This is a genomic window from Lelliottia nimipressuralis (genome assembly GCF_004402045.1).
Classification (GTDB): domain Bacteria; phylum Pseudomonadota; class Gammaproteobacteria; order Enterobacterales; family Enterobacteriaceae; genus Enterobacter; species Enterobacter chinensis.
In genome coordinates this window covers 170,563-196,451 of sequence record NZ_SOMG01000011.1, presented here as the reverse complement: position 1 = coordinate 196,451, position 25,889 = coordinate 170,563, and the positions used below count along the sequence as shown (strand labels likewise).

The window sequence follows — 25,889 nt, the reverse complement described above, 5'->3', positions numbered from 1 at the left end:
CTACTTCAGAGAGCCTTTAAGGAACTGCTGCAAACGTGGGCTTTGCGGGTTCGCCAGCACCTCGTCGGGGTGCCCCTGCTCTTCAATTTTACCCTGATGCAGGAAGATAACGTGGTTCGAGACGTTACGGGCGAAGCCCATCTCGTGCGTCACCACTACCATCGTTTTACCCTCTTCTGCCAGCTTCTGCATGATGCGCAGCACTTCGCCAACGAGTTCCGGGTCCAGCGCGGAAGTCGGTTCGTCGAACAGCAGCACCTCCGGTTCCATCGCCAACGCGCGGGCGATGGAGACACGCTGCTGCTGTCCGCCGGAGAGATGCACCGGATATTTCATCTGCTGGCGCTCGTCGATACCCACTTTCGCCAGATATTTCACCGCACGCTCGCGCGCTTCCTGCTTGCTCAGGCCCAGCACCTGAATCGGTGCTTCCATTACGTTCTCCAGCACCGTCATATGGCTCCAGAGGTTGAAGTGCTGGAACACCATCGTCAGACGCGTACGCAGCAGACGCAGCTGATGCTTATCTGCCACCTTCAGCTGGCCGTCTTTGTCACGCACTAGCGTAATATTCTGCCCGCTCACCACAATCGAGCCTTCACTCGGCTTTTCAAGGAAGTTAATACAGCGCAGGAAGGTACTTTTACCCGAGCCAGATGAGCCGATGATACTGATCACGTCGCCCGCATTCGCCTGCAGCGACACCCCTTTCAGCACTTCATGCTCGCCGTAGCGTTTGTGCAAATCAATAACGTTTAATTTGTTCTCAGCCATCATCTTTCTCAGTGCGTCGAAGAAGGTTTTATATGCTGCAACCAGCGTTTTTCAGCCTTACGGAACAGGCTAATCAAAACATAAGAGATAATTAAATAGAGTACTGCCGCAATGCCAAACGCGGTAAACGGCTGATAGGTCGCGGAGTTAATATCGCGCGCAATTTTGAGCAGGTCCGGCACCGTCGCGGTGAAGGCCAGCGCGGTGGAGTGCAGCATCAAAATCACTTCGTTGCTGTACGCCGGTAACGCGATACGCAGCGCCGACGGCAGAATAATACAGCGGTAAAGCTTCACTGAGGAAAAGCCGTACGCACGCGCCGCTTCAATTTCGCCGTAAGGCACAGAGCGAATAGCTCCCGCGAAAATCTCGGTGGTATAGGCGCAGGTATTGAGCGTTAACGCCAGCACCGTACAGTTCAGACCGCTGCGGAAGAACGCATTCAGCATCTCAGTGCCTTTTACGATCTCAAGCGTGTACATCCCCGAATAGAACACCAGCAGCTGCACGTACAGCGGCGTACCGCGAAAGACATAGGTAAACAGCCAGATCGGGAACTGAATAAATTTATTGTTCGACACGCGGCCAATGGCAAGAAACACCGCCAGAATGCCGCCCATTACCACGGAGGAGATCAGCAGCCAGAGCGTAATTGCCACGCCGGTAAAGCGGTAGCCATCTGTCCACAGCAGCGATTTCCAGTATTCCTGAATAATCTCAATCACAGGTCAGCCCTCTTCACACCCACGGAGTAGCGACGCTCGAGCAGAAGCAGCACACCATTGGAGGCGGTCGTAAAGACCAGATAGATAACGCCACAGACTACCGCAAAGTAGAACGGCTCCCAGGTGCTTTTACCTGCCAGCTGAGTGGCTTTCACCACATCTTCAAGGCCCAGCAGCGAGACCAGCGCTGTGGCTTTGAGGATAACCTGCCAGTTGTTGCCGATGCCGGGCAGCGCATAGCGCATCATGGCCGGGAACATAATCCGACGAAACGTTTGTGAAGAGGTAAAACCAAAGGCGGTTGCCGCCTCAATGTGACCTTTCGGCACGGCCATGTAAGCACCGCGGAAGGTTTCGGTGAAGTAGGCACCGTAGATAAAGCCGAGGGTAATAATACCGGCCACCATCGGGTCGATATCAATTTGTCCCATGCCCATCGCATCCGTCACGCTGTTCAGCGCAATCTGCAGACCGTAAAAGATAAGCAGCATCAGCACCAGATCGGGAACGCCGCGAATGAGCGTGGTATAGCCTTCAAAGATCAGCGCCAGCGGTTTGTTAGCTGAAAGCTTCGCCCCTGCGCCCGCCAGACCTATCAGCACCGCCAGCACCACGGAGCTGATAGCCAGCTCAAGGGTGACAAGCGCGCCCTGTAAAATAACGCCAGAAAATCCGTACAGCATACCGCGAGCCCTGTCGTATCGTGAGTGGTGGAACCGTGTCTTTTCCCCTCCCGCAGCGGGAGGGGCCGCACGTTATTTAACGGGGCGATTAGCCGCCGTAAACATTAAAATCAAAGTACTTTTTCGCCAGTTTGTCGTAAGTGCCGTCAGCGCGCATTTCAGCAAACGCTTTATTCAGCGCCTCACGCAGTTCGTTGTCTTCTTTGCGCAGGCCCATACCGGTGCCCACACCAAATAACTTCACATCCTTAATGGACGGACCGCCAAACTTGTAAACTTTACCTACCGGCGTTTTCAGGAAGCCTTCGCTCGCCGCGACTTCATCCTGGAATGCTGCATCGATACGGCCTGCCGTCAGGTCTGCATAGATATTTTCCTGGCCCTGATAAGAGACAATTTCAATCCCCTTCGGTGCCCAGTGTTCGTTACCGTAGGTTTCCTGCGTGGTGCCCTGCAGCACACCCACGCGTTTGCCTTTCAGCGACTCCAGCGTTGGCTGAATATCAGAAGCTTTAGCCACCACCAGTCGAGAATCGGCTGCGTAGAGTTTGTCGGTGAAGGCAATCTCCTGCTGGCGTTTTTCGGTGATAGAAAGCGAGGACATGATTACGTCGATTTTTTTCGCTTTCAGAGAAGGGATCAGTGCATCCAGCGGGTTCTCAACGTAGGTACACTGTGCTTTGATGCGTTTGCACAGCTCATTGGCCAGATCGATGTCAAAACCCACCAGTTCACCCTTTGAATTCTTTGATTCGAACGGCGCATAGGTTGGATCGGTACCAATCCGAATTTTCTGCGGAATGGCTGCGAATGCCGCGGTGGCGCTGGAAAAGGCCAGCACCAGAGATAATGACAACACGAGTTTTTTCATATTTATCCTCAACAAACTGTCTTCATACGGGATTTTTACGACGACGGGGTGGTGCTAATGTGCCATCAATCCCCTCTGTCAGGCAAAGATTAATGCCTTTCAGGCGGGATTTTTTGCATTATAAATGCGTAAGTATGCACACAGCGACCCAACACAGTGCATTAAATGCACTGCATTGGGTCAACCGCTCCCGCAACGCACCTTTGCAGTGCGTTAGCGCCAGGTCTTAGTCACCGTATACGTTGAAGTCGAAGTATTTCTTCGCCAGTTTGTCGTAGGTACCGTCTTTACGCAGCTCTGCAAAGGCTTTGTCGAAGGCGGCTTTCAGCTCGGTATCATCCTTACGCAGGCCAATACCGGTACCATCACCAAAGTACTTTTTGTCTTTCACAGACGGGCCCGCAAATGCGTAGTCTTTACCCGCTGGCTGCTTCAGGAAGCCTTCGCTCGCGGCGACTTCATCCTGGAATGCCGCATCCAGACGGCCTGCCGCCAGGTCCGAGTAAATCAGATCCTGGTTCTGGTAAGCCACCACGTCTACGCCCTTCTCACGCCAGGTCGCATTGGCATAACCTTCCTGAGTCGATCCCTGCAGCACGCCGACATGCTTGCCTTTCAGCGAGTCGATGGTTGGCTTAATCGGGGAACCTTTAGAGGCAATCAGGCGAGAATCCGCAGCGTAGAGCTTGTCAGAGAAGGCAATCTCCTGCTGACGTTTTTCGGTGATAGAGAGAGAAGAGATAATGGCGTCGATTTTCTTGGCTTTCAGCGACGGGATTAACGCGTCAAAGTCGCTGCCCACCCATGTGCATTTCACCGCAATGCGTTTGCACATTTCATTACCCAGATCGATATCAAACCCCACGAAATCGCCTTTCGCATCCTTGGAAGAGAATGGCGCGTAGGTTGCGTCTGTACCGATACGAACCGTCTGTGGAAGCGCTGCGTAGCTACCTGCTGCCGCACTTAACCCCACGAGCAAAGACAGAGCCAGAACCGTCTTCTTCATACATTTACCCTCAAATACCGTGATTTTATTATGTATTGTGTTGTGTGTTGTGTTGCAGGCTTCATCTTGCAGGTCTTATGCCACATTGCCGTCTGGTCAAAACTTCGACGTTAAATATGTTAATAAAACGTTGCGATATTGCCTTAATGGTGAAAGATAGCAGGTCTGCCGAACGAACCGGAAAGAGAAAAAGGGAAAAAACGAATTAAATGTCGAGGATATGATCGCCGTTGCATAATTGCCCTGAAACAGGGCAACGCCTCTTTTCATGCACTCTGTTTGTGCACAGAATCAGGCCCCCTGCCAGCGGGTGAAGAGATCTTCAGGCAGGTCGATGTCAAACTGATCCAGCACGCGGTTAACGGTCTGATTAATCACGTCATCCAGCGTGACTGGGCGATGATAGAACGCCGGTACCGGCGGCATGATGACCGCGCCGAGCTCGGCGGCCTGGGTCATTAAGCGCAGGTGGCCCAGGTGCAGCGGCGTTTCCCGCACGCAGAGCACCAGAGGACGACGCTCCTTCAGAACCACATCCGCCGCGCGGGTTACCAGGGTATCGGTATAGCTGTTCACAATGCCGGAGAGCGTTTTAATTGAACAGGGCAGGATAACCATGCCGGCCGTTTTAAACGAGCCTGAGGAGATGCTGGCGGCGATATCACGGGCGTCGTGAACGACATCCGCCAGGGCCTGAACATCGCGCAGGGAGAGATCGGTTTCCAGAGAGAGGGTCTGTCGCGCCGCCTGGCTCATCACCAGATGGGTCTCGACTTCCGCCACGTTACGCAGAACCTGTAACAGACGTACGCCGTAAATCGCGCCACTGGCGCCGCTGAGCCCAACAATGAGTCGTTTCATGATTTTCGCCCTTACTGATTTCAGGGCAGACTGTGCAGGATTTTGCGGGGAGTTGCAAGTGAGGGCGAGCGCCCTCACCTGCAGAGAGATCAACCTTCGTTGTGCATCTCTAAGCTTTCGAGATCGTTCTGCAGCTGGACGGCTTTCGCATCGTCGTTGCGCAGCGAATCCAGATAGTCGAGGTACTGCTGGTCAACGTCTTTGGTCACGTAAATACCGTTAAACACGGAGCATTCAAACTGCTGAATATCCGGGTTCTCGGCGCGCACCGCGTCGATGAGATCGTTCAGATCCTGGAAAATCAGGCCGTCGGCACCGATGATCTGGCGAATTTCATCCACTTCGCGACCGTGAGCGATCAGCTCGTTAGCGGTTGGCATATCAATACCGTACACGTTCGGGAAGCGAATCTCCGGTGCCGCAGAGGCCAGGTAGACTTTCTTCGCACCCGCTTCGCGCGCCATCTCGATGATCTGCTCAGAGGTGGTACCGCGAACGATGGAGTCATCCACCAGCAGAACGTTCTTGTCGCGGAACTCGGCGCGGTTGGCGTTCAGTTTGCGGCGCACGGACTTACGACGCAGCTGCTGTCCAGGCATGATAAAGGTACGGCCAACGTAGCGGTTCTTCACGAAACCCTGGCGGTATGGCTTATCCAGGATGCGGGCGATTTCCAGCGCGATATCGCAAGAGGTTTCCGGGATAGGAATGACGACATCGATGTCGAGATCGTCCCACTCGCGGGCAATCTTCTCGCCCAGCTTGGTGCCCATGTTCACGCGCGCGCTGTAGACGGAAATCTTGTCGATGAAGGAGTCCGGGCGGGCAAAGTAAACGTATTCAAACAGGCACGGGTTGCTGACCGGGTTATCAGCACACTGACGGGTAAACAGCTGGCCTTTCTCGGTAATGTAGACCGCTTCGCCCGGCGCAACGTCACGCAGGAACTCAAAGCCCAGGGTATCCAGCGCCACGCTTTCAGAAGCAACCATATATTCGGTACGACCATCACCGAGGTCGCGCTTGCCGAGCACCAGCGGACGAATGCCGTTTGGATCGCGGAAGGCCACCATGCCGTGACCGATGATCATCGCCACGCAGGCGTACGCACCGCGGATCTGGCGGTTTGTCGCAGCGACAGCGGCAAAGACGTTGTCTGCTTCCAGCGGGTAGTGACGGAAATTATCGAGCTCGCTGGCGAACACATTGAGCAGGATTTCAGAATCAGAGGTGGTGTTAATGTGGCGACGTTTCTCTTCGAACAGCTTTTTACGCAGCTCATGCGCGTTGGTCAGGTTGCCGTTATGAGCAAGGGTAATGCCGTACGGTGAGTTGACGTAGAAAGGCTGTGCCTCAGAAGCGCTGGAACTGCCAGCAGTAGGATAACGAACGTGACCGATACCCATATTACCTTGCAGACGCTGCATATGGCGGGCTTCAAACACATCGTTTACCAGGCCATTCGCCTTGCGTAAACGGAAGCAGTTGTTTGCATCAATGGTGATGATACCCGCAGCATCCTGCCCACGGTGCTGAAGCACCGATAACGCGTCATAAATCGACTGGTTTACCGGCATGAAACCGGCGATACCGACAATACCGCACATTCGTCTTTTCCTCGTTAAGCCACATCTCAGGGTTTATGCCCTGGGCAAAAAACTCGACGAGCTTTGCAGATAGTCAAAGAACCATCTGATGATGAAGCTGAACTCTGGAATGAGCTGCGATTTCTGCCAGTCTTCGCTTTTGGAGAACCCGGTGAAGGTATCCAGGAAGAACAGGATCGCGGCCACAATCAGCACGCCTCGTAATGCCCCGAAACAGATCCCAAGCACCCTGTCCGTTCCTGACAGACCGGTTTTCTCGACCAGCTGGCCTATCACGTAATTCACGATAGCGCCAACAATCAGCGTCGCGATAAACAGCACCGCGATGGCGATTCCATTTCGGACCAGTTCATCTTCAAAGCCCGTGAACCAGACAGACAGGTAAGTGTAGTAATGACTGGCGACAAAGAAAGCACAACCCCAAGTCACCAGCGATAACGCTTCACGAACAAAGCCACGGATCAGGCTAACCAGACAGGAAAAACCAATCACCGCAATGATGGCGTAATCAATCCAGACCATATGTGTCCCACGATTTAACGCCCTGTCATCCAGTTCGGGGCGAATTCTAACAGAAAAAGAAAACGTTTGCGTAGGGATTTCCTTCCCCCGCGTAAATAAAAAAGGCGCTGAAAAAATGTTCAACGCCGTGGCTTATCGCCTATCTCTTTAAGGAGCAGGTCGTACTTAGTTCGCGCTGTAGCTCATCACTACACCGCTCAGGCCGGAGATCTGCTTCAGCTCGCCGAGCGAACCTTTCAGCTTGTCTTTAGACGCTTCTGGCCCCACGAGAATACGGGTAATTTTACCCTGCACCGGCGTGCCAGGTGAAGTGTAAACACGATATCCCGCACTGCGCAGTTTGCCCACCACCTCATTGACTTTATCCGCATTTTTCAGCGCGCCCAGCTGCACAACGTAGGCTTTACCCGTTGGGGCAGCGGCGTCTTGCTGAGCCGGTTTCGCTGGCGGTGGCGTCTCTGACGCCGCGGCAAGCTGGTCTGCCGTTTTGTCACGCTGCGGTTTCGGCTGCGGTTTGTCGACCGGCTTTGGTTTTTCTACAGGTTTAGGCTGCTCTACCGGCACAGGATCGATGTCGCTGTTGCTCGCTGCCGCCAGGCGAGACGGATCGAGCGACGGTGCTGCGGCATCGCCGGCACGAACCTCTTCCGCCGCCCCTTCCGGTGGCTGAGCAGGAAGCGCCTGCGTCGCCGCTGGCAGCATATCCGGCTCATCGCGGTCACCCGGTTTAGGGACCAGCGGAATAGCGGCAAACTCATCCTGATAATGCTTTTTCTGCCCGTCGAGAAGACCCGGGAGAATAATCACCCCGAGCGCGACCAGCACAATGGTTCCTGTTAAACGGTTCTGAAACTTACTCGCCACCGGTTCTCCCCGCGTCCATCACTTCCATGACATGTGCCACCGTGTGGAATGAACCACACACCAGCACGGTATCTTCTGGTTTAGCATCCGCCATCGCGGCATGCCAGGCCTGAGCCACGCTACTATAGATTGCGCCTTTGCCGAGATGTTCCATCAACTGCTCAGCCGTCGCGCCGCGCGGTCCCTCCAGAGGGGCACAATACCAGCTATCGACCACACTCTCCATGCAGGCCAGCGTCCCGCCGATATCTTTATCATGAAGCATACCGATAACCGCCAGCACGCGCCCGGTTTTTGGTAACGATTTGAGACGTCCCGCGAGATACGCCGCCGCATGGGGGTTGTGCGCCACATCCAGAATCAAACGCGGTGACTCGCTGACAATCTGGAAACGCCCGGGCAGAATTGCGTTCTGAATGCCGTCGCGGATCGCATGCTCGCTGACCACAAGCCCGCTCGCACGAAGTGCCGCCAGGGCAGTAGCCGCGTTAGGCTGTGGAACCTGTGGCAATGGCAGATTATCGAGCACGCCCTGTGCATCGCTAAAGCACCAGCCGTTGTCATGCACTTCATACTGCCAGTCAACGCCGCGGCGCAGCAGACGCGCGCCCTTCTCGTTTGCCACGTCAGCAATAGTGTGTGGCATATCTGGCTCGCCGACCACGGCGGGCTTATTGGCCCGGAAAATACCGGCCTTCTCGCGGCCAATGCTTTCACGATCCGGCCCCAGCCAGTCGGTATGGTCCAGCGCGATGCTGGTAACCACCGCCACATCCGCATCCACCATGTTGGTTGCATCAAGTCGTCCGCCGAGGCCAACTTCCAGAATCACTACATCCAGCTGCGCCTGCCTGAACAGCCACAGTGCCGACAGGGTACCGTATTCGAAATAGGTTAATGAGATCTCACCGCGCGCGGCTTCAATTTCCGCGAACGACGCCGTATGCGCCGACTCCGGCAGTTCGCTGTTCTGCACGCGCACCCGCTCGGTGTAGCGTACCAGGTGTGGAGAGCTGTAAACGCCTACCCTGTAACCCGCAGCCATCAGCACGGATTCCAGCGTACGGCAGGTGGTGCCTTTGCCGTTGGTACCCGCAACGGTGAACACGAAAGGTGCCGGTTTGAGCACATCAAGACGCGCGGCGACCTGGCTTACGCGCTCAAGCCCCATATCGATGGTTTTACTGTGCAGGTTTTCCAGATAAGAAAGCCACGCGGCCAGGGGCGACGTGGCTTGGGGAATGCTTTTATTTTCCATAATGCCCGGTTGTCATTAACAGATTAGAAAGCAAAAGGGCAGCGCCATCCGGCCCTGCCCTTTTCAGTTATCAGGCCTCGGGTTCCTGATCCGGTACCACCACGCCTTCGCGCGGTTCATCCGGGTTCGGCGCTGGCAGATTCATCAGCTTCGCCAGGACACTCGCCAGCTTCAGGCGCATTTCCGGACGGCGGACGATCATGTCGATGGCGCCTTTTTCGATGAGGAACTCACTGCGCTGGAAGCCAGGCGGCAGTTTTTCACGAACGGTCTGCTCGATAACACGAGGACCCGCAAAGCCGATCAGCGCTTTTGGCTCAGCGATGTTCAGATCGCCCAGCATCGCGAAGCTTGCGGAGACGCCGCCCATGGTTGGGTCAGTCAGCACGGAGATATACGGCAGACCGCGCTCCTGCATTTTCGCCAGCGCTGCAGAGGTTTTCGCCATCTGCATCAGAGACATCAACGCTTCCTGCATACGTGCTCCGCCGGAGGCAGAGAAGCAGATCAGCGGGCAGTTGTCTTCCAGCGCCTGCTCAACGGCACGCACAAAGCGCGCACCGACCACGGAGCCCATTGAGCCGCCCATAAAGGCGAACTCAAACGCAGCGGCAACAACCGGCATCTCATGCAGGGTGCCTTTCATGACGATCAGCGCATCTTTCTCGCCGGTCTCTTTCTGTGCAGAGGCCAGACGATCTTTGTATTTTTTGGAGTCGCGGAACTTCAGCACGTCTTTTGGCTCAAGCTCGCTGCCCAGTTCTACCAGAGAACCTTCGTCCAGCAGGCTATGCAGGCGGTTGCGCGCCGACATACGCATATGGTGGTCACACTTCGGACACACCTCAAGGTTGCGCTCCAGCTCTGCGCGATACAGAACCTGGCCGCAGCTATCACACTTCGTCCATACCCCTTCAGGAATGCTCGCTTTGCGCGTTGGGGTAATGTTGCTTTTAATTCGTTCAATCCAGCTCATTGATAACCTTTCTGCCTGAACCTGGTCGTATGCCAGTTTTGCTATAAGAGGCGAATAATGCCATTTTTGCCTCCAACAGACCATGAATGTTGCACATTAAAACATAACAGCCCGAAACTTTGGATAAAAAAGTGGTCGAACCGCCAGCGTGCCTTTACTTCGCTTGTTTTGCCGCCGCACGTTTGTGACGAATAATTTCGATAACGCCTGGCAGTACGGAAAGTACAATAATCGCTACAATCAGTAACTTAAGGTTTTCCTGCACGATCGGAAGATCGCCAAACAGGTAGCCTGCATAGGTAAACAGCAGTACCCAGAGCAGTGCGCCAACCACGTTATATGCCGCAAAATGACGATAGGACATATGCCCCATTCCTGCCACAAACGGTGCAAATGTGCGCACAATAGGCACAAAGCGCGCAAGGATAATGGTTTTTCCGCCATGGCGTTCATAAAACGCATGGGTTTTATCTAAATAGCTGCGACGGAAAATTTTTGAATCAGGATTGCGGAAAAGCCGCTCACCGAACACGCGTCCAATCGTATAGTTGACCGCATCACCGACAATGGCGGCAATCACCATTAGCACAACCATAAGGTGCACGTTCAGGTCATTGGTGGGTAACGCAGATAACGCCCCGGCGACGAACAGCAGGGAATCTCCTGGCAGGAACGGGGTCACGACCAGACCGGTTTCACAAAACAGAATGAGGAACAGAATGGCGTAAACCCAGACGCCATACTGCGCGACCAGCTCCGCCAGGTGAACATCAATATGCAGGATGAAATCAATCAAAAAACGAATTACGTCCATATTGTCTAAGCCCTAATTGCACCTTTGTTTAGTCCGCTAAAAACAGCGGGCCCATTGGCGGTTTCGGCAGGTCAAACCGATCCGGATAGTCTACCGAGACCAGATACAACCCTTCCGCTTTCGCCGTGGCTGCCGCAAGCGTTCTGTCCTTCGCTGCCAGCAGGTCTGCAATCCAGCTCTCCGGCTGGTGTCCGGCACCCACTTCCATCAGGCTGCCCACAATATTCCGAACCATATGATGTACAAAGGCATTGGCTTTGATATCCACCACCACATACGCGCCATAACGACTGACGTTTATGTGCATGACGTTACGCCACGGCGTACGGGACTGACACTGGACCGCACGAAACGAGGTAAAGTCATTTTCACCAATCAGACACTGCGCCGCGCGATGCATACGTTCAGCATCAAGCGGTTCATAAAAATGCGTCACGCCCTGGCTCAACACCGCCGGACGCAGACGCTGGTTGTAGATGATATAACGGTAGCGGCGCGCCGTAGCGCTGAAGCGCGCGTGAAAATCATCCGGCACAGCTTTTACCCAACGCACCGCAATGTCACCAGGTAAATTCGCATTTACACCCAGCGTCCAGGCGGCATCCTTACGCACGGCGGTGGTTTCAAAGTGAACCACCTGCCCTGTGCCGTGAACACCCGCGTCCGTACGTCCTGCGCATAGGACGTTAATCGGCTCGTTTGCCACCTGAGAGAGCGCTTTCTCCAGCTTTTCCTGGACGCTGCGCACCTCATTCTGACGCTGCCAGCCATAATATTTACTGCCGTCGTACTCAATGCCGAGGGCAATTTTATGAACTGGCTTTTGCTCCACTGCTGACATCAGTACAGGTACTCCTGCACCAGTTTTTCAGCGATCTTCACCGCCATCAGCGCGCCGCCAAAGCGAACGTTATCGGCAACGGACCAGAACTGAACCTGCTCCGGCATACCGTAATCGTTGCGCACGCAGCCTACGGAGATATGTGCGCTGCCGGTGGCATCGCCCACCTGGGTCGGGAACTCGCTCTCTTCGGAAAGCACGATGTCTTCACCGCGGCCAAACGCATCGCGCGCCTCTTCTGCGGCCAGCGGACGCAGCGCTTCAAAGCCGACCATCTGCGCGTGGCCGTAGAAGACCGGGGACTGCACAACGTTCGCAGAAATCATCAGGCCATCGTCCTGCAGAATTTTACGGACTTCATCAACGATGCGGCGCTCCTCGCGTACGGAACCCTCGCGATCCGGCAGCAACGGCAGCATGTTGAACGCCAGCTGGCGGCCAAAGAAATCGTCTTCGTCAATCGGGATGCCGTTCAGCAGCTTCGCGCTCTGTCCGGCCAGCGCGTCAACGGCCTTTTTGCCGTTCGCGGACGCGGACAGCAGGCTGGTGACGGTAATGCGCGACAGGCCGCCGTCGTCGATCAGCGGTTTCAGGGCGGTCAGCAGCTGGCTGGTCAGGCTGTTCGGTACCGCAATGACGTTACGGTTACGGTAGTCAGCCAGCACAAACGGGTTCACGTCCGGGACCACCAGCGGCACATCCGGCTCCATTGAGAACAGACCGCTCAGGTCGATCACCAGACAGCCTGCGTTGGTCGCCTCTTCAATGTATGCAGCAGTGGCTTCAGCGCCCGCGGCGAAAAATGCCAGTTGCGCCTGCGTCCAGTCGAACGCTGCCGCATCCTGGACCATCACGGATTTACCGTTAAAACGCAGATGCTCACCCGCGCTATCCGTACGCGCCAGCGCATAGATATCGCCCACCGGGAACTGACGCTCAGCAAGGGTTTCGAGCAGGGCTTCGCCCACGGCACCTGTGGCACCTAAAATGGCAATGTTCCAGCCTTCAGACATGGTGGTTTACTCCAGAAATAAAAAAGCGTCCCTGTCGGAGTATCCGACAGGGAGCATTAAGAAGACATTAACGCGCCGGGTGATGAACGGCGTTAAACCCCAGGTTATGCAGCAGCGCCGCCGCCGGGGCGTCGTCGCATATCACATACAGGGAAGACCACTCGCGGCGCTCAACATAGTTCTTGCGCAGCTTATCAAACTCACCCGGGATCCCCGCCACTTTACGCAGCAGCGCATCATCGCGGCGCACATCATACACCAAATGCACCAGCCTTTTCAGCGTTGCCTGATCGAGCGGGCCGTGCAGGGTAATGCGGCCAAATTCAGGTGCGGGGAGTAAGGTATCCAGCGCCACCTGCTGCGGATGGCCAATAAAAGCGCTGTAGGCCTCGAAGACCTGCGTCGTGCCGCGCGCTTTCCCTTCGAGGGTATAACCGGCAATATGCGCGGTGCCCACGTCCACCTTGTTAAGCAGCTCGACGTTGAGATCCGGCTCCGGCTCCCAGACGTCCAGCACCACGCTGAGGTTTTGTCCTTCATTCAGACACGTGAGCAGCGCGGCATTATCCACCACCGGACCACGGCAGGCATTTATCAGAATAGTGCCAGGCTTCAGACGGCGGATCAGCGCGTCGTCAGCGAGATGCAGCGTCTTATACGGCCCTTCTTTAAACAGCGGCGTGTGGAAAGTCAGTACATCGCACTGTTCAACCAGCTCATCCAGCGAGCGGAAATCCCCGTCATCACCGTTGTCTTTGCGCGGCGGATCGCATAACAGCGTACGGATCCCTAACGCTTCAAGGCGCTTTTGCAGGCGTCCGCCAACATTACCCACGCCGACAATCCCCACGGTGCGGTCTTTCAGCGTAAAACCATCACGCTCGGCCAGCATCAGCAACGAGGAGAAAACGTATTCCACAACGGCAATGGCATTACAGCCCGGCGCGGCGGAAAAACCGATCCCGGCCTGCGTAAGCCATTTATCATCCACATGATCGGTTCCTGCCGTTGCAGTCCCGACGAACTTAATCGCTTTACCAGCGAGCAATGCCTCATTTACTTTGGTCACCGAGCGCACCATCAGCGCGTCTGCGTCATCCAGTTCGTTGACCGGGATCGGGCGACCAGGGACAGCCTTAACGTTACCCAGGCGGCTAAACAGCTCCCGGGCATAAGGCATATTTTCATCAACGAGGATTTTCACGTCTGAGTACCTGTTTGAGAGGAAGAAAACCTGCCAAGTGTGCCATAATCTGGCCGCCAGGCATATACGTATGCAGGTTTACGCTGAGTTTTGACTTTAAGGATTTTTGACGATGCAGCCCATTTCAGGCACGCCGCCGCGCCCTCCGGGTGAAGGCCCTGTTACGCCAAACGTTGCCGGCGAACAACCGCTATCCACGCAACAGCGCACCGTGCTGGAGCGACTGATCACGCGCCTGATTGCGCTGACTTCGCAGCAAAATGCGGAAGTCTGGGCGGGGGTAAAGCATGATTTGGGTATGAGAAACGACGCACCGCTGCAGTCGCGCCACTTCCCGGCTGCCGAGCAAAATCTGAACCAGCGTATCAATACCGCGCAGCAGAACCACACCACGCGCCAGATTGTTGCGCAGCTGACGGAGCTGCTTGGCCAGGGAAATAACCGACAGGCGGTGAGTGATTTTATTCGCCAGCAGTATGGTCAGACCGCCCTGGGCCAGTTGACACCAGACCAGCTTAAAACCGTGCTGATGCTGTTGCAGAACAATGAGCTGTCTATTCCGCAGCCTCAGGTGCGCCCGTCGACCGAGCGTTCGCTGCTGCCCGCAGAGCACAACACGCTTAAACAGATGGTGACAAAACTGGCCGCAGCCACCGGCGAACCGACGAAGCTTATCTGGCAATCCATGCTGGAACTGTCCGGCGTGAAGGCGGGCGAGCTGATTCCGGCCAAACAGTTTACCCATCTGGTGACCTGGCTCCAGGCGCGCCAGACGCTCAGCACCCAGAATGCCCCTACCCTGCATACCGTTCAGGCCGCACTGAAACAGCCGCTTGAGCCGCGCGAGTTCGAGGTGATTCGGGATTACGCCCAGCAAAACTGGCAGGCCACACCGCAAACGGTACTGACTACCGCACAGGTGCAGGATGTGCTCAATCAGATCTTCGTTCGTCGCGCCGAGCGCGAAAGCGGCATGCCAGAGGTGAGAAACATTCAGCCAATCTACAGCCCGCTGTTTGCGCCAGTTGTGGAGACGTTCAGAACCCTCTCTGCGCGGCCGGGTTTGCTGTTTATTGCGCTACTGATTGCGCTGGCGATTTTCTGGCTGGTTGCCTGATGTTTCGCCCGGTGGCGCTTCGCTTACCGGGCCTACAACGACTCAAAACGTAGGCCGGGTAAGGCGCAGCCGCCACCCGGCAACAACGGCTCAAGTCCTGCGAAACGCCACCAGCGTCACCACAATCCCAACCACCGCTGAAACCGCACCAGCCAGGAAGACGGACGGATAGCCAAACGAGGTGGCTAACAGCCCGGCCAGCGGCCCGGTTACTCCGTACGAGATATCCTGAAACGCCGCATAGCCGCCCAGCGCCGTACCGCGCACCTGCGGGGCCACGCGCTTCACCACTTCGACGCCGAGTGCCGGGAAAATCAGTGAACAACCACAGCCGGTAAGCGCCGCACCAAGCAGCGCAACGGATGCCACGGGTGCATTCCACAACAGCAGCAGACCGATGGTTTCAATCACCAGCGACGCCACCGCCACCTTCACGCCGCCAAAGCGGTCCGGCATCCAGCCGAAGAGCACGCGCATCAGCACAAACGCACCACCAAAAGCGGTGAGTGTAAAACCGGCCATCGCCCAGCCTCGGCTCATAAAATAGAGCGAGACGAACGTACCAATCACCGCAAACCCCACGCCCTGCAGTGCCAGGCCAAGACCCGGCTGCCAGATTTGGCCGACAACACTCCACAGGGAAGGACGCTCGCCTTTGTGCGCGGGCACTTTACGCACCGAGCCGTTAAACGCCCACGCCAGCAGCGGCAGCACCATGGTGGTTGCTGCCAGTGCCGCAAATCCGAACTGGCTATTGATGAGCAGCCCAAGCGGTGCGCCCGCGGCTAGCGCGCCATAGATGGCCATGCCGTTCCAGGACATCACTTTGCCGGAACGTGCCGGGCCCACCAGGCCCATTCCCCAGGTCAGGGTGCCGGTCAGCAGCTGGCTTTCACCAAAGCCAAGGATTAAACGGCCCAGAACCAGCAGCGCAAATTTATACGCGGCGTCTACCGGCAGGAGAGCCGCCAGCAGCCATGCGCCGCCCGCCAGCCCGCAGGCAAACATCCCCTGCAGCGCTGAGCGTTTAGCACCGTGCTGATCCGCCAGCCGTCCGGCGTAGCCGCGGGTTAAAACCGTGGCTAAAAACTGAATGCCTACGGCGATGCCAACCATGGTATTGCCATAGCCGAGTTCCTGGTGAACGAACAGCGGGATCACCGGCAGCGGCAGGCCAACGGTCATATAGGTCAGGAATACTGCAAAGGCGATACGGAACAGCGAGACGTTCGCTGAAGAAGTTGTTTCTGTTTGAGTTACTGCAGTCATGCTTTACTCCGAAATGAAGAGTAAGGCGGGAAAATGCCACGCCCCCTCCACCTGTTTATCAGGATTAAGGTGCGTTGGTTGACGTTAAACGCTTACGCATTATCGTGAGGATAATGTTGAGTGGTGAAGTTTGCCTGTGAGATCAGCCGGTTGTCAATGCAGAAAAAAAAGGGAGCCTTATGGCTCCCTTTCTGAATCAAACATAAAACTTATGCTTTCAGCTTACGCATGACCAGCGTGGCGTTGGTGCCGCCGAAACCGAAGCTGTTGGACATGACGGTGGTCAGTGTCGCTTCCATTGGTTTGGTCACGATATTCAGGCCAGCAGCCTGCTCATCCATCTCATCAATGTTGATACTTGGGGCGATAAAGCCGTTTTCCAGCATCAGCAGAGAGTAGATCGCTTCCTGCACGCCAGCCGCACCCAGAGAGTGACCGGTCATGGCTTTGGTCGCGGAAATCGCCGGGCTGTTGTCGCCGAAGACTTCACGGATCGCACCCAGCTCTTTCACGTCGCCTACTGGTGTAGATGTCCCGTGAGAGTTCAGGTAGTCGATTGGGGTGTCAACACCGTGCATCGCCATCTTCATGCAGCGCACTGCGCCTTCGCCGGATGGAGCCACCATATCGGCACCGTCAGACGTTGCACCGTAGCCCACGATTTCAGCGTAGATGTGCGCGCCACGAGCCAGCGCGTGCTCCAGTTCTTCAACCACAACCATACCGCCGCCGCCAGCGATAACGAAACCGTCACGGTGAGCATCATAAGTACGGGATGCTTTATCCGGAGTCTCATTGTACTTGGTGGACAGTGCACCCATTGCGTCGAATTCACAGGCCATTTCCCAGCCCAGCTCTTCGCCGCCGCCAGCAAACACGATGTCCTGTTTACCCAGTTGGATCTGCTCAACAGCATTACCGATGCAGTGTGCGGAAGTTGCACACGCGGAGCTGATGGAGTAGTTCACACCGTGGATTTTGAATGGGGTCGCCAGGCATGCGGAAACCGCAGAACCCATGGCTTTGGTTACCACATACGGACCTACCGCTTTCAGACCACGCGGGCTACGCATCGCGTCAGCACCGAATACCTGCGCTTTTGATGAGCCGCCGGAACCGGCGATCAGACCCACGCGCGGGTTGTTCTGATAAACCTCTTCACTCAGGCCGGAATCTTTGATCGCTTCCTGCATGGAGAGATAAGCATAAATAGAGGCATCGTTCATGAAACGAACCACTTTGCGGTCAATCAAACCGGTGGTGTCCAGTTTGACGTTACCCCATACGTGGCTACGCATACCTGAATCTTTAAACTCTTCAGAGAAAGTGATCCCGGAGCGTCCTTCACGCAGAGATGCCAGGACTTCCTGCTGGTTATTACCGATGCTGGAAACAATGCCCAGGCCAGTAATCACTGCACGTTTCATTCAATACCTCTGTAAGTCGCACTATAGTAAGTTTCGAGTCGCACAATAGCGTACACTTGTACGCCGAACAAGTCCGATCAGACATTTTCTGCGGAAATTTGCACCAATGGACTCACATCGTTAAGATCGTGCCACTGCCTGTCAGACGAGTAACTTACGTGAAACAAAACGCTATACAACCCGCCAACCTCGAATTCAACGCTGAGGGTACACCTGTTTCCCGAGATTTTGATGACGTCTATTTTTCTAATGATAACGGACTTGAAGAAACCCGCTATGTTTTCCTCGACGGAAACCAGCTCAGCGCCCGCTTCCCGATGCACCCGCGTAGCCTGTTTGTGGTCGCGGAGAGCGGATTCGGCACCGGGCTGAATTTTTTAACCCTCTGGCAGGCGTTCGATCGGTTTCACGCTGCACACCCTGAGGCTACGCTACAAAGATTACATTTCATCAGTTTCGAAAAATTCCCGCTCACCGCGCACGACCTGCGGCTTGCTCATCAGCGCTGGCCGGAGCTTGCAGCCTGGGCAGAGCAGCTTCAGGCACAGTGGCCGCCCCACATCGGCGGCTGTCATCGCCTGATTCTGGACGGCGGACGCGTCACGCTGGACCTCTGGCTTGGCGATATTAACGACCTGACCGATACGCTTGATGATTCGATGAATCAGAAGGTGGACGCGTGGTTCCTGGACGGCTTTGCGCCCGCCAAAAACCCGGACATGTGGAGCCAGCATCTGTTCGAAGCAATGGCACGCCTGGCGCGTCCTGGCGCAACGCTCGCCACCTTTACCTCGGCAGGCTTTGTCCGCCGCGGGTTGCAGGAGGCGGGCTTTACCATGCAGAAAACCAAAGGGTTTGGCCGCAAGCGCGACATGCTGGTCGGCAGGATGGATCAGACGCTGGACATTCCTGCTCAGGCCCCCTGGTTTTCACGCAGTGCCAGCGCATCACGTGAGGTGGCGATAGTCGGCGGGGGGATTGCCAGCGCCCTGCTCTCTCTCGCGCTTGTTCACCGTGGCTGGCAGGTTACGCTCTACTGTGCTGACGACACGCCAGCAAGCGGCGCGTCCGGTAATCGCCAGGGCGCGCTCTATCCGCTTTTAAGCGCGCATGATCCGGCGCTGTTCCAGTTTTTCCCGGCGGCGTTTACCTTCGCCCGTCGCCTGTACGACGCTCTGCCGGTGGCGTTCGACCATGACTGGTGCGGCGTGACGCAGCTCGGCTGGGATGATAAGAGCCAGCAAAAAATCACGCAGATGCTGTCGCTGGGTCTGCCTGACGAGATTGCCCTCGCGGTGAGCCCACAGCAGGTGGCTGAAACCGCTGGCGTTGAAACGGGCTGCGGCGGTATTCAGTATCCCCTCGGCGGCTGGCTGTGCCCGGCTGAACTGACCGCTGCGGTGATTGCTCTTGCGCAGTCGCGCGGGCTGACGGTGCATTATGCCCACAAGGTGGAATCGCTGAGTCGGACAGAACACTGGAATCTGCGTTTTGCTGATGGGAAAGAGGCGAGCCATGCCAGCGTTGTGCTGGCAAACGGACATAACATCAGTCAGTTTATCCAGACAGAGACGCTGCCGGTTTATCCGGTCGGCGGTCAGGTGAGCCATATCCCGACCGCCCCCGAATTGAGCAAACTGCGCCAGGTGCTGTGCTATGACGGCTATCTGACGCCGCAAAATCCGTCAAATGGTCATCACTGCATCGGGGCCAGCTATCATCGTGGCGAGACGGATATGCGCTACAGCGAGGCGGATCAGACGCAGAACCGCCAACGCCTGATTGACTGTTTCCCGGATGCGGCGTGGGCGAAAGAGGTCGACGTCAGCGAGGGAGAAGCGCGCTGCGGCGTGCGCTGTGCCACCCGCGATCATCTGCCGATGGCGGGAAATGTGCCGGACTACGAAGCCACGCTTGAAGCCTATCATGATCTGGCTGAACACAAGGACACAGCGGTGGCCGCACCGGTCTATCCGGAGCTGTTTATGCTGGGCGGGCTGGGTTCTCGCGGGCTGTGCTCTGCGCCGCTGCTGGCTGAAGTGTTAGCCGCGCAAATGAGCGACGAGCCGATTCCGCTGGACAGGGTTACGCTTGCGGGACTTAATCCAAATCGCTTGTGGGTAAGGAAACTGCTGAAGGGGAAGAAGGTTAAGTAGGGTGCGGTCTGGTGCCCTCACCGCGTCCCTCTCCCACAGGGAGAGGGAGGTGAAACGCTTACTTCGCTTTCGCCTGCTTGAACAAATTGTCCCACATGCCCAGCACCAGAGACTGGTCGCGTGGAGAGAGTTCCCCTGCCTGAATGGCTTTCTCCAGGCTGCGGGTCACTTCATCGTGAACGGCCTCGGCAGAGTGATCGTCCCCTGCCTCCAGCTCGGCAACAGCCAGCGTCAGGTGACCACGCAGATAACCGCTGGCGAACAGCTCATCATCACTGGCGTGTTCCACCATGTCATCAATTAACGCCAGAATGCGTGATTCAAATTCTGCGATCATCTTCTTTCCTCTGTTAAAGATCTTCCGGCCAAGGGAAGCATTCCGCCGTCATCTCCGGCGTGTGGTAATAATTCTGTAAGGCCTTGATCAGACGTGCCGGACGTTCCGGGATGCCCTTCTCAAGATATTCCATCACCTGCGCGTGAACGCGGCGCTGGAAGACGATACGGTCCGGCTCGAAGTCGCCTTCGAGGTTGTCGCAGCTAACGTTGAACGGGAAGCCCGCCGCCACGCAGAATAGCCACTCCAGCGCCTGCGGTTTCACTTCCACATCTTCAAACTGCCCCTGCGTGGCGGCGTCACGTCCGTCCGGGCAGTACCAGTAACCGAAGTCCACCAGCTCGCGACGCGCTTTCCCCGCGATGCACCAGTGAGAAATCTCGTGAAGACCGCTGGCGTAAAAGCCGTGCGCAAAGACGATACGGTTGTACGGTACTTCCGCATCAGCAGGAAGATAGATCGGTTCGTCGTCGCCTTTAATCAGACGGGTATTAAAATCATCAGCAAAACAGCCGTCAAAAATCTCAATCAGCTGTTCGTATTTATGCGTACTGTTCATTAGTTCATCCCCAACCAGGTGAGGATCTCCTGTCCATGGCTGTCATAAAGCAGTTTGGCGCTCATTACCGCCGAGACGATAACAATCATCGGGCGAATCAGTTTTTGTCCTTTGCTTAACACCAGACGTGAGCCCGCGCGCGCGCCCAGAAACTGCCCTGCCATCATTACAAAGCCGGTTGCCCAGATGACCTTGCCGCCAATGATAAACAGCAGCAGGCCGCCGACGTTCGAGGTCGCGTTGAGCACTTTGGCATGAGCGGTGGATTTGGCAAGGTTAAACCCGGCCAGCGTCACAAACGCCAGTGCGTAAAACGAGCCTGCACCCGGGCCAAAGAAACCGTCGTAAAAACCCACACAGCCCCCGGCAATCAGAGCAAACGGCAGGCCGTGCAGACGACGCTGGCGATCCTCTTCACCGAGCTTGGGCATCAGCAAAAAGTAGAGGCCAATGCAGATAACCAGAATCGGCAGGATCTGGCGCAAAATATCAGACTGCACGTGCTGAACCAGCAGCGCACCTGAGGTCGAGCCGATAAAGGTCATCAGAATATTCAGCTTCTGATCGGCAAGGTTTACCACTTTTCGCCGAATAAAGTAGAGCGACGCGGAGAGCGATCCGCCGCAGGCCTGAAGTTTATTCGTGGCGAGCGCCTGGGCAGGGCTCATCCCCACCGCCAGCAGTGCCGGAACGGTCAACAAACCGCCCCCACCCGCCAGGGCATCGATAAAACCGGCTAACATCGCAACAAAAAACAGTGCCGCCAGCATCCACGGTGACACCATAAACAAATCGACGAAATTATCCATTAAAGTACATGCTCATCCAGTAGCGCCTGGCAGGAAGGCGGCAACGGAGGCGGTGTCTTCTTCTCAGGCTTAGAGGTTCCAGGTTTTGCCGGTTCAAACCAGCTTTGCAATTCCGCACCGCAGCCATCGCCTGGCGGAGGTAACGGCTGATCTTCACACTCCAGGCTGTTCGCCGGGCAGCGCAGACGAACGTGCATATGCGCACGATGCTGGAACCACGGGCGCACTTTGCGCAGCCAGTCGCGATCGGTTCCGGCATCCAGGCAGAGCTGCTGCTTGATGGCCGGGTTGACGAAAATCCGCGTGACGTCGTTATCTTCTGCCGCCAGCTTGATCATGCTGGAAACATCCCGCGTCCAGAGTGATGGCACAACGCGCTTACCGTCGCTCGCCACCAGATCCAGCGCCTGCGGTTTCAGCAGTTGGGCTGACGTCCAGCGCGCTTTCGGCAGCTGCAGGAAGATATCAACATCCAGTCCGGTCTGGTGACTGGCGTGTCCACCGTTAAAACGACCGCCAGCAGGCATCCCCATATCGCCGATCAGCATCGTGCCCAGCCCCAGGTTATGCACCTGGTTTCCCAGACGCTGGATGAACAGCACCAGATCCGGGTGGCCAAAATAGCGTCGCTGATCGGTACGCATCACCTGGTAGGTATCAGACTGCAGAGGCAGCTCCTGAGCACCAACGATACATCCGTTCGAAAAGGCGCCAATAGACTGGGCGCTCCCCGCTACCGGGTGGGTGATTTTTTGCCATGGCGTCGCGGCCAGACTGGCCCCACTGACCAGCAACGCCAGCAGAGCAATTGCGGTTTTTTTCATGTTTACCAGCGTGGAATGGTGGTCGTCACATCCGCATTCTGCGCGCGCTGGCGCAGGAAGTGATCCATCAGCACGATCGCCAGCATCGCTTCTGCGATCGGCACCGCGCGGATCCCTACGCACGGATCGTGACGTCCTTTGGTGATCATCTCAACTTCTTCGCCATCGCGGTTAATCGTGTGGCCCGGCACGGTAATGCTGGAGGTTGGCTTCAGCGCGATGTTGGCAATAATCTGCTGTCCGCTACTGATCCCCCCGAGGATGCCGCCCGCGTGGTTGCTCTGAAAACCCGCTTTCGTGATTTCGTCGCGGTTCTGGCTGCCACGAAGCTGAACCACGTCAAAACCGTCGCCAATCTCTACGCCCTTCACCGCGTTGATGCTCATCAGCGCGTGGGCAATGTCGGCGTCGAGACGGTCGAATACCGGTTCGCCCCAGCCAGCCGGGACGCCGTCGGCCACCACGGTCACTTTCGCGCCAATGGAGTCGCCCTCTTTTTTCAGGCCGCGCATCAGCTCATCCAGCGCTTCCAGCTTGTCTGCGTCGGCGCAGAAGAACGGGTTTTGTTCTACCTGATCCCAGTCTTTGATCGCCAGCGGAATGTCGCCCATCTGGGTCAGACAGCCGCGGATAACGATGCCAAATTTCTGCTGCAGATACTTTTTAGCAATCGCGCCTGCCGCCACGCGCATCGCGGTTTCACGCGCCGACGAACGTCCGCCGCCGCGATAGTCGCGAAAGCCGTACTTTTGTTCGTAGGTGTAATCAGCGTGCCCCGGACGGAACACGTCTTTGATAGCGCCATAGTCCTGAGAGCGCTGATCGGTATTTTCGATCAGCAAACCAATGCTGGTGCCGGTGGTGCGGCCTTCAAAAACGCCAGAGAGAATTTTGACCTGGTCCGGCTCGCGACGCTGCGTGGTGTAGCGAGAGGTACCCGGACGACGACGGTCAAGGTCGTGCTGTAAATCTGCTTCGGTCAGTTCTATGCCTGGCGGTACGCCATCAACGATACAGCCCAGCGCCAGCCCGTGCGACTCACCAAACGTGGTCACCCGGAATACCTGTCCAATACTGTTTCCTGCCATCACGGCTCCGATGTTGTTGTTTGTGTTTTGAGCATTGTGAAACGGGCCGAAGCCCGCTGGATTAATCTTTATAGATGCTGAAGTGTTCGCGCGCGTCGAGCAGCTGCGCTTTGGTCAGCATAAAGACGCCGTCACCGCCGTTGTCGAACTCAAGCCAGGTGAACGGCACATCCGGGTACTGCTCTATCAGATGTACCATGCTGTTGCCTACTTCACAAATCAGAACGCCGTCATCGGTCAGATAATCCGGCGCGCAGGCCAGGATGCGGCGGGTCAGCTTCAGGCCGTCAGAACCTGACGCCAGACCCAGCTCCGGCTCGTGACGGTATTCGTTTGGCAGATCGGACATGTCTTCCGCATCGACATACGGCGGGTTCGTGACGATGAGATCGTACTGCAGCGTCGGCAGGTCGCGGAACAGGTCAGAGCGAATTGGCGTAACGTGATGGATCAGGCCGTGCTCTTCAATGTTGTGCTCGGTCACGGCCAGCGCATCGGTGGAGATGTCTACGGCGTCGACTTCCGCTTCCGGGAAGGCGTAAGCGCAGGCAATGGCAATGCAGCCGCTGCCGGTACACATATCCAGAATGTGCTGCGGCTGATGGCCGATCAGACCTTCAAAGTGGTTGTTGATCAGTTCACCAATCGGCGAGCGCGGCACCAGCACGCGTTCATCGACATAGAACTCATGGCCGCAGAACCAGGCTTTGTTGGTCAGATAGGCGACCGGAATGCGCTCGTTCACGCGGCGGATCACGCGCTCAACGATACGGTGTTTTTCGCTGGAGGTCAGACGCGCGGTGCGCATGTCTTCCGGGATATCCAGCGGCAGGTAGAGGGATGGCAGCACCAGCTGCACGGCTTCATCCCATGGGTTATCGGTACCGTGACCGTACCAGATATTAGCGGCGCTGAAGCGGCTAACCGACCAGCGCAACATGTCCTGTATGGTATGCAGCTCGTTTACTGCTTCATCGACAAATATTTTATCCACTCTTTCCTCCAGGGCATGCTCGCATAATTTTCGGCGGCTAGTTTGCCATGAAGACGGCGATAAATCAGCAATGACGCGTCGCGCTTGAGGTTAAAAAATGCGTTTAGTCGGGTACACTATCGGAAATACGAGATGAGAATGACAAATGAAAAAGAAAACATCGCTCAGCGAGGAGGATCAGGCGCTCTTCCGACAGCTGATGACCGGGACGCGTAAAATCGCGCAGGACACCATTGTCCATCGCCCGCAGCGTAAAAAAATCAGCGAAGTACCGGTCAAGAGACTGCTGCAGGAGCAGGCGGATAACAGTCACTATTTTTCAGATGAATTTCAGCCTCTGCTCAACACGCAAGGTGCTGTGAAGTATGTCCGCGAGGACGTCAGCCATTTTGAGCTGAAAAAGTTACGCCGTGGGGATTATTCGCCAGAGCTGTTTCTCGATCTGCACGGGTTAACGCAGATGCAGGCCAAACAGGAACTGGGGGCACTGATCGCGGCCTGTCGTCGCGAACATGTTTTTTGCGCCTGCGTGATGCACGGCCACGGTAAACATATCCTCAAGCAACAGACACCGCTGTGGCTGGCTCAGCATCCACACGTGATGGCTTTTCATCAGGCACCCAAAGAGTACGGCGGAGATGCCGCATTACTGGTGTTGATTGAAGTAGAAGAGTGGCAGCCGCCGGAATTACCCTGATACGACGGCGGGAGGCGGATATTGTTCCCCCCGCGCTATCGTACGTCACGTCAGATGGCTTTTGCCATCTTCAGGTTGCACGGACTCATTTGCCAGTTGAAGACACCTTTTCCCGTTTCGTCCAGAGAAACATTGGCAATGGCGGATGTCGTGAACATCGGCGGGGTTTCGCCCGGGCACAGCTCAGATACCAGATAGCCAACCAGTGGCAGGTGGGAAATGACCAGCGCGGAAGCGACACCTTCATTGCACAGCGCCTGAAGATAAGCGCTGACAAGGCCTACATCGCCACATGGGGTGAGTTCAGGGAGAACATCCACACTGGCCGGCAGGTTCATACACTCCCCCACCACATCCAGCGTCTGTTCTGCACGCAGGAACGGACTCACCAGAACGCGTTCGATGTCCACTTTTTGACCGTTAAGCCAGGTCGCCATCTGACGAGATTCGTCGCAGCCACAGACGGTCAAAGGACGTACTGAGTCACTGGCGGCATCGAGTGCCGCGTCGCCGTGACGCATGATAAAAACTTGCATATTGCACCGCTTTTGTTAACCAGAATCACCGGCGTTAACTACCCGCGATAAATA

27 protein-coding genes are annotated in these 25,889 nt (G+C 56.2%); 3 read left to right on the top strand and 24 right to left on the bottom strand.

All coding sequences use genetic code 11. The features are described 5' to 3' along the window. The 15 genes from hisP to pdxB form a co-directional block, all read right to left on the bottom strand. Positions 1 to 774: a histidine ABC transporter ATP-binding protein HisP gene (hisP, locus tag E3U32_RS04240; protein ID WP_134348071.1), complete on the bottom strand. Its 774-nt coding sequence runs from the start codon at positions 772 to 774 to the stop codon at positions 1 to 3. Positions 775 to 782: 8 nt separating this feature from the next. Beyond that, positions 783 to 1,499: an ABC transporter permease gene (locus E3U32_RS04235; RefSeq protein ID WP_008502590.1), complete on the bottom strand. Its 717-nt coding sequence runs from the start codon at positions 1,497 to 1,499 to the stop codon at positions 783 to 785. Beyond that, a complete protein-coding gene (locus E3U32_RS04230) occupies positions 1,496 to 2,182 on the bottom strand; it encodes a histidine ABC transporter permease HisQ (protein ID WP_023336422.1) in 687 nt (228 codons plus the stop codon). The genes E3U32_RS04235 and E3U32_RS04230 overlap by 4 nt, the downstream gene beginning before the upstream one ends. Before the next feature lie 88 nt (positions 2,183 to 2,270). Further along, positions 2,271 to 3,053, bottom strand: a complete 783-nt coding sequence (gene hisJ, locus E3U32_RS04225) for a histidine ABC transporter substrate-binding protein HisJ (protein ID WP_134347759.1) — start codon at positions 3,051 to 3,053, stop codon at positions 2,271 to 2,273. Between the two features lie 226 nt (positions 3,054 to 3,279). Next, positions 3,280 to 4,062: a lysine/arginine/ornithine ABC transporter substrate-binding protein ArgT gene (gene argT, locus E3U32_RS04220; protein WP_134347758.1), complete on the bottom strand. Its 783-nt coding sequence runs from the start codon at positions 4,060 to 4,062 to the stop codon at positions 3,280 to 3,282. Between the two features lie 291 nt (positions 4,063 to 4,353). Beyond that, a complete protein-coding gene (locus tag E3U32_RS04215) occupies positions 4,354 to 4,923 on the bottom strand; it encodes a UbiX family flavin prenyltransferase (protein ID WP_134347757.1) in 570 nt (189 codons plus the stop codon). A gap of 89 nt (positions 4,924 to 5,012) precedes the next feature. Continuing rightward, positions 5,013 to 6,530, bottom strand: coding sequence for an amidophosphoribosyltransferase (gene purF / locus E3U32_RS04210; protein ID WP_047346639.1), 1,518 nt, complete (start codon positions 6,528 to 6,530; stop codon positions 5,013 to 5,015). 33 nt (positions 6,531 to 6,563) lie between these two features. Then, positions 6,564 to 7,052, bottom strand: coding sequence for a colicin V production protein (gene cvpA, locus E3U32_RS04205; protein WP_000262116.1), 489 nt, complete (start codon positions 7,050 to 7,052; stop codon positions 6,564 to 6,566). Positions 7,053 to 7,217: 165 nt separating this feature from the next. Beyond that, positions 7,218 to 7,916 (bottom strand): cell division protein DedD, encoded by a 699-nt coding sequence (dedD, locus tag E3U32_RS04200; RefSeq protein ID WP_134347756.1) that lies wholly within the window; start codon positions 7,914 to 7,916, stop codon positions 7,218 to 7,220. Beyond that, positions 7,906 to 9,174, bottom strand: coding sequence for a bifunctional tetrahydrofolate synthase/dihydrofolate synthase (folC, locus tag E3U32_RS04195; RefSeq protein WP_134347755.1), 1,269 nt, complete (start codon positions 9,172 to 9,174; stop codon positions 7,906 to 7,908). Before folC ends, dedD begins: the two co-directional genes overlap by 11 nt. A gap of 70 nt (positions 9,175 to 9,244) precedes the next feature. Further along, positions 9,245 to 10,150 carry an acetyl-CoA carboxylase, carboxyltransferase subunit beta gene (accD, locus tag E3U32_RS04190; protein ID WP_063145400.1) on the bottom strand — a complete coding sequence of 302 codons (906 nt, stop codon included), beginning with the start codon at positions 10,148 to 10,150 and terminating at the stop codon, positions 9,245 to 9,247. A gap of 154 nt (positions 10,151 to 10,304) precedes the next feature. Further along, positions 10,305 to 10,964 carry a DedA family protein gene (locus E3U32_RS04185; protein WP_134347754.1) on the bottom strand — a complete coding sequence of 220 codons (660 nt, stop codon included), beginning with the start codon at positions 10,962 to 10,964 and terminating at the stop codon, positions 10,305 to 10,307. Positions 10,965 to 10,992: 28 nt separating this feature from the next. Next, a complete protein-coding gene (truA, locus tag E3U32_RS04180) occupies positions 10,993 to 11,805 on the bottom strand; it encodes a tRNA pseudouridine(38-40) synthase TruA (RefSeq protein ID WP_134347753.1) in 813 nt (270 codons plus the stop codon). After that, positions 11,805 to 12,818 (bottom strand): aspartate-semialdehyde dehydrogenase, encoded by a 1,014-nt coding sequence (locus tag E3U32_RS04175; RefSeq protein WP_134347752.1) that lies wholly within the window; start codon positions 12,816 to 12,818, stop codon positions 11,805 to 11,807. Before E3U32_RS04175 ends, truA begins: the two co-directional genes overlap by 1 nt. Positions 12,819 to 12,885: 67 nt before the next feature. Then, the gene (pdxB, locus tag E3U32_RS04170; protein WP_134347751.1) at positions 12,886 to 14,022 is read right to left on the bottom strand and encodes a 4-phosphoerythronate dehydrogenase PdxB; all 1,137 of its coding nucleotides are present in this window, start codon (positions 14,020 to 14,022) and stop codon (positions 12,886 to 12,888) included. 112 nt (positions 14,023 to 14,134) lie between these two features. On the opposite strand from pdxB, the gene flk reads away from it, so the two are divergent. After that, positions 14,135 to 15,139 (top strand): flagella biosynthesis regulator Flk, encoded by a 1,005-nt coding sequence (gene flk, locus E3U32_RS04165; RefSeq protein WP_134347750.1) that lies wholly within the window; start codon positions 14,135 to 14,137, stop codon positions 15,137 to 15,139. Positions 15,140 to 15,229: 90 nt separating this feature from the next. On the opposite strand, the gene E3U32_RS04160 is transcribed toward flk, so the two are convergent. After that, entirely contained in the window at positions 15,230 to 16,408 is a 1,179-nt protein-coding gene (locus tag E3U32_RS04160) for an MFS transporter (protein ID WP_134347749.1), read from the bottom strand. 209 nt (positions 16,409 to 16,617) lie between these two features. Continuing rightward, positions 16,618 to 17,835 (bottom strand): beta-ketoacyl-ACP synthase I, encoded by a 1,218-nt coding sequence (gene fabB / locus E3U32_RS04155; RefSeq protein WP_134347748.1) that lies wholly within the window; start codon positions 17,833 to 17,835, stop codon positions 16,618 to 16,620. Positions 17,836 to 17,993: 158 nt separating this feature from the next. Between fabB and mnmC the strand changes: the two genes are divergently transcribed. Next, on the top strand, positions 17,994 to 19,991 hold the full coding sequence (gene mnmC / locus E3U32_RS04150) for a bifunctional tRNA (5-methylaminomethyl-2-thiouridine)(34)-methyltransferase MnmD/FAD-dependent 5-carboxymethylaminomethyl-2-thiouridine(34) oxidoreductase MnmC (protein ID WP_134347747.1): 1,998 nt from the start codon (positions 17,994 to 17,996) through the stop codon (positions 19,989 to 19,991). Between the two features lie 58 nt (positions 19,992 to 20,049). On the opposite strand, the gene E3U32_RS04145 is transcribed toward mnmC, so the two are convergent. The 6 genes from E3U32_RS04145 to prmB all read right to left on the bottom strand — a co-directional run bounded on the left by E3U32_RS04145 (position 20,050) and on the right by prmB (position 24,602). Next, the gene (locus E3U32_RS04145) at positions 20,050 to 20,328 is read right to left on the bottom strand and encodes a YfcL family protein (protein ID WP_134347746.1); all 279 of its coding nucleotides are present in this window, start codon (positions 20,326 to 20,328) and stop codon (positions 20,050 to 20,052) included. Between the two features lie 13 nt (positions 20,329 to 20,341). Further along, positions 20,342 to 20,887: an elongation factor P hydroxylase gene (locus E3U32_RS04140; RefSeq protein ID WP_134347745.1), complete on the bottom strand. Its 546-nt coding sequence runs from the start codon at positions 20,885 to 20,887 to the stop codon at positions 20,342 to 20,344. Continuing rightward, positions 20,887 to 21,696: a sulfite exporter TauE/SafE family protein gene (locus E3U32_RS04135; RefSeq protein ID WP_131634830.1), complete on the bottom strand. Its 810-nt coding sequence runs from the start codon at positions 21,694 to 21,696 to the stop codon at positions 20,887 to 20,889. Before E3U32_RS04135 ends, E3U32_RS04140 begins: the two co-directional genes overlap by 1 nt. Further along, positions 21,696 to 22,520, bottom strand: a complete 825-nt coding sequence (gene mepA, locus E3U32_RS04130; protein ID WP_134347744.1) for a penicillin-insensitive murein endopeptidase — start codon at positions 22,518 to 22,520, stop codon at positions 21,696 to 21,698. The genes E3U32_RS04135 and mepA overlap by 1 nt, the downstream gene beginning before the upstream one ends. A gap of 2 nt (positions 22,521 to 22,522) precedes the next feature. Continuing rightward, the gene (gene aroC / locus E3U32_RS04125) at positions 22,523 to 23,608 is read right to left on the bottom strand and encodes a chorismate synthase (protein WP_023312577.1); all 1,086 of its coding nucleotides are present in this window, start codon (positions 23,606 to 23,608) and stop codon (positions 22,523 to 22,525) included. 61 nt (positions 23,609 to 23,669) lie between these two features. Beyond that, positions 23,670 to 24,602, bottom strand: a complete 933-nt coding sequence (gene prmB, locus E3U32_RS04120) for a 50S ribosomal protein L3 N(5)-glutamine methyltransferase (RefSeq protein WP_008502612.1) — start codon at positions 24,600 to 24,602, stop codon at positions 23,670 to 23,672. A 145-nt stretch (positions 24,603 to 24,747) separates the two neighbouring features. Here prmB and smrB point away from each other — a divergent pair, with 145 nt between their 5' ends. Further along, positions 24,748 to 25,299 (top strand): endonuclease SmrB, encoded by a 552-nt coding sequence (gene smrB, locus E3U32_RS04115; RefSeq protein ID WP_008502613.1) that lies wholly within the window; start codon positions 24,748 to 24,750, stop codon positions 25,297 to 25,299. A gap of 50 nt (positions 25,300 to 25,349) precedes the next feature. Here smrB and sixA read toward each other — a convergent pair whose 3' ends face one another. After that, on the bottom strand, positions 25,350 to 25,835 hold the full coding sequence (gene sixA, locus E3U32_RS04110) for a phosphohistidine phosphatase SixA (protein ID WP_134347743.1): 486 nt from the start codon (positions 25,833 to 25,835) through the stop codon (positions 25,350 to 25,352). Positions 25,836 to 25,889 lie beyond the last annotated feature (54 nt).

What these genes read in the sequence shown, in the direction of transcription:
- smrB (WP_008502613.1), top strand. Translation starts at nt 24,748, where the DNA reads ATGAAAAAGAAAACATCGCTCAGCGAGGAGGATCAGGCGCTCTTCCGA.
- purF (WP_047346639.1), bottom strand. Translation starts at nt 6,530, where the DNA reads ATGTGCGGTATTGTCGGTATCGCCGGTTTCATGCCGGTAAACCAGTCG.
- argT (WP_134347758.1), bottom strand. Translation starts at nt 4,062, where the DNA reads ATGAAGAAGACGGTTCTGGCTCTGTCTTTGCTCGTGGGGTTAAGTGCG.
- cvpA (WP_000262116.1), bottom strand. Translation starts at nt 7,052, where the DNA reads ATGGTCTGGATTGATTACGCCATCATTGCGGTGATTGGTTTTTCCTGT.
- E3U32_RS04230 (WP_023336422.1), bottom strand. Translation starts at nt 2,182, where the DNA reads ATGCTGTACGGATTTTCTGGCGTTATTTTACAGGGCGCGCTTGTCACC.
- flk (WP_134347750.1), top strand. Translation starts at nt 14,135, where the DNA reads ATGCAGCCCATTTCAGGCACGCCGCCGCGCCCTCCGGGTGAAGGCCCT.
- E3U32_RS04215 (WP_134347757.1), bottom strand. Translation starts at nt 4,923, where the DNA reads ATGAAACGACTCATTGTTGGGCTCAGCGGCGCCAGTGGCGCGATTTAC.
- fabB (WP_134347748.1), bottom strand. Translation starts at nt 17,835, where the DNA reads ATGAAACGTGCAGTGATTACTGGCCTGGGCATTGTTTCCAGCATCGGT.
- accD (WP_063145400.1), bottom strand. Translation starts at nt 10,150, where the DNA reads ATGAGCTGGATTGAACGAATTAAAAGCAACATTACCCCAACGCGCAAA.
- E3U32_RS04175 (WP_134347752.1), bottom strand. Translation starts at nt 12,818, where the DNA reads ATGTCTGAAGGCTGGAACATTGCCATTTTAGGTGCCACAGGTGCCGTG.
- sixA (WP_134347743.1), bottom strand. Translation starts at nt 25,835, where the DNA reads ATGCAAGTTTTTATCATGCGTCACGGCGACGCGGCACTCGATGCCGCC.
- E3U32_RS04185 (WP_134347754.1), bottom strand. Translation starts at nt 10,964, where the DNA reads ATGGACGTAATTCGTTTTTTGATTGATTTCATCCTGCATATTGATGTT.
- truA (WP_134347753.1), bottom strand. Translation starts at nt 11,805, where the DNA reads ATGTCAGCAGTGGAGCAAAAGCCAGTTCATAAAATTGCCCTCGGCATT.
- E3U32_RS04135 (WP_131634830.1), bottom strand. Translation starts at nt 21,696, where the DNA reads ATGGATAATTTCGTCGATTTGTTTATGGTGTCACCGTGGATGCTGGCG.
- E3U32_RS04145 (WP_134347746.1), bottom strand. Translation starts at nt 20,328, where the DNA reads ATGATCGCAGAATTTGAATCACGCATTCTGGCGTTAATTGATGACATG.
- mepA (WP_134347744.1), bottom strand. Translation starts at nt 22,520, where the DNA reads ATGAAAAAAACCGCAATTGCTCTGCTGGCGTTGCTGGTCAGTGGGGCC.
- E3U32_RS04160 (WP_134347749.1), bottom strand. Translation starts at nt 16,408, where the DNA reads ATGACTGCAGTAACTCAAACAGAAACAACTTCTTCAGCGAACGTCTCG.
- hisJ (WP_134347759.1), bottom strand. Translation starts at nt 3,053, where the DNA reads ATGAAAAAACTCGTGTTGTCATTATCTCTGGTGCTGGCCTTTTCCAGC.
- folC (WP_134347755.1), bottom strand. Translation starts at nt 9,174, where the DNA reads ATGGAAAATAAAAGCATTCCCCAAGCCACGTCGCCCCTGGCCGCGTGG.
- aroC (WP_023312577.1), bottom strand. Translation starts at nt 23,608, where the DNA reads ATGGCAGGAAACAGTATTGGACAGGTATTCCGGGTGACCACGTTTGGT.
- hisP (WP_134348071.1), bottom strand. Translation starts at nt 774, where the DNA reads ATGGCTGAGAACAAATTAAACGTTATTGATTTGCACAAACGCTACGGC.
- E3U32_RS04140 (WP_134347745.1), bottom strand. Translation starts at nt 20,887, where the DNA reads ATGAACAGTACGCATAAATACGAACAGCTGATTGAGATTTTTGACGGC.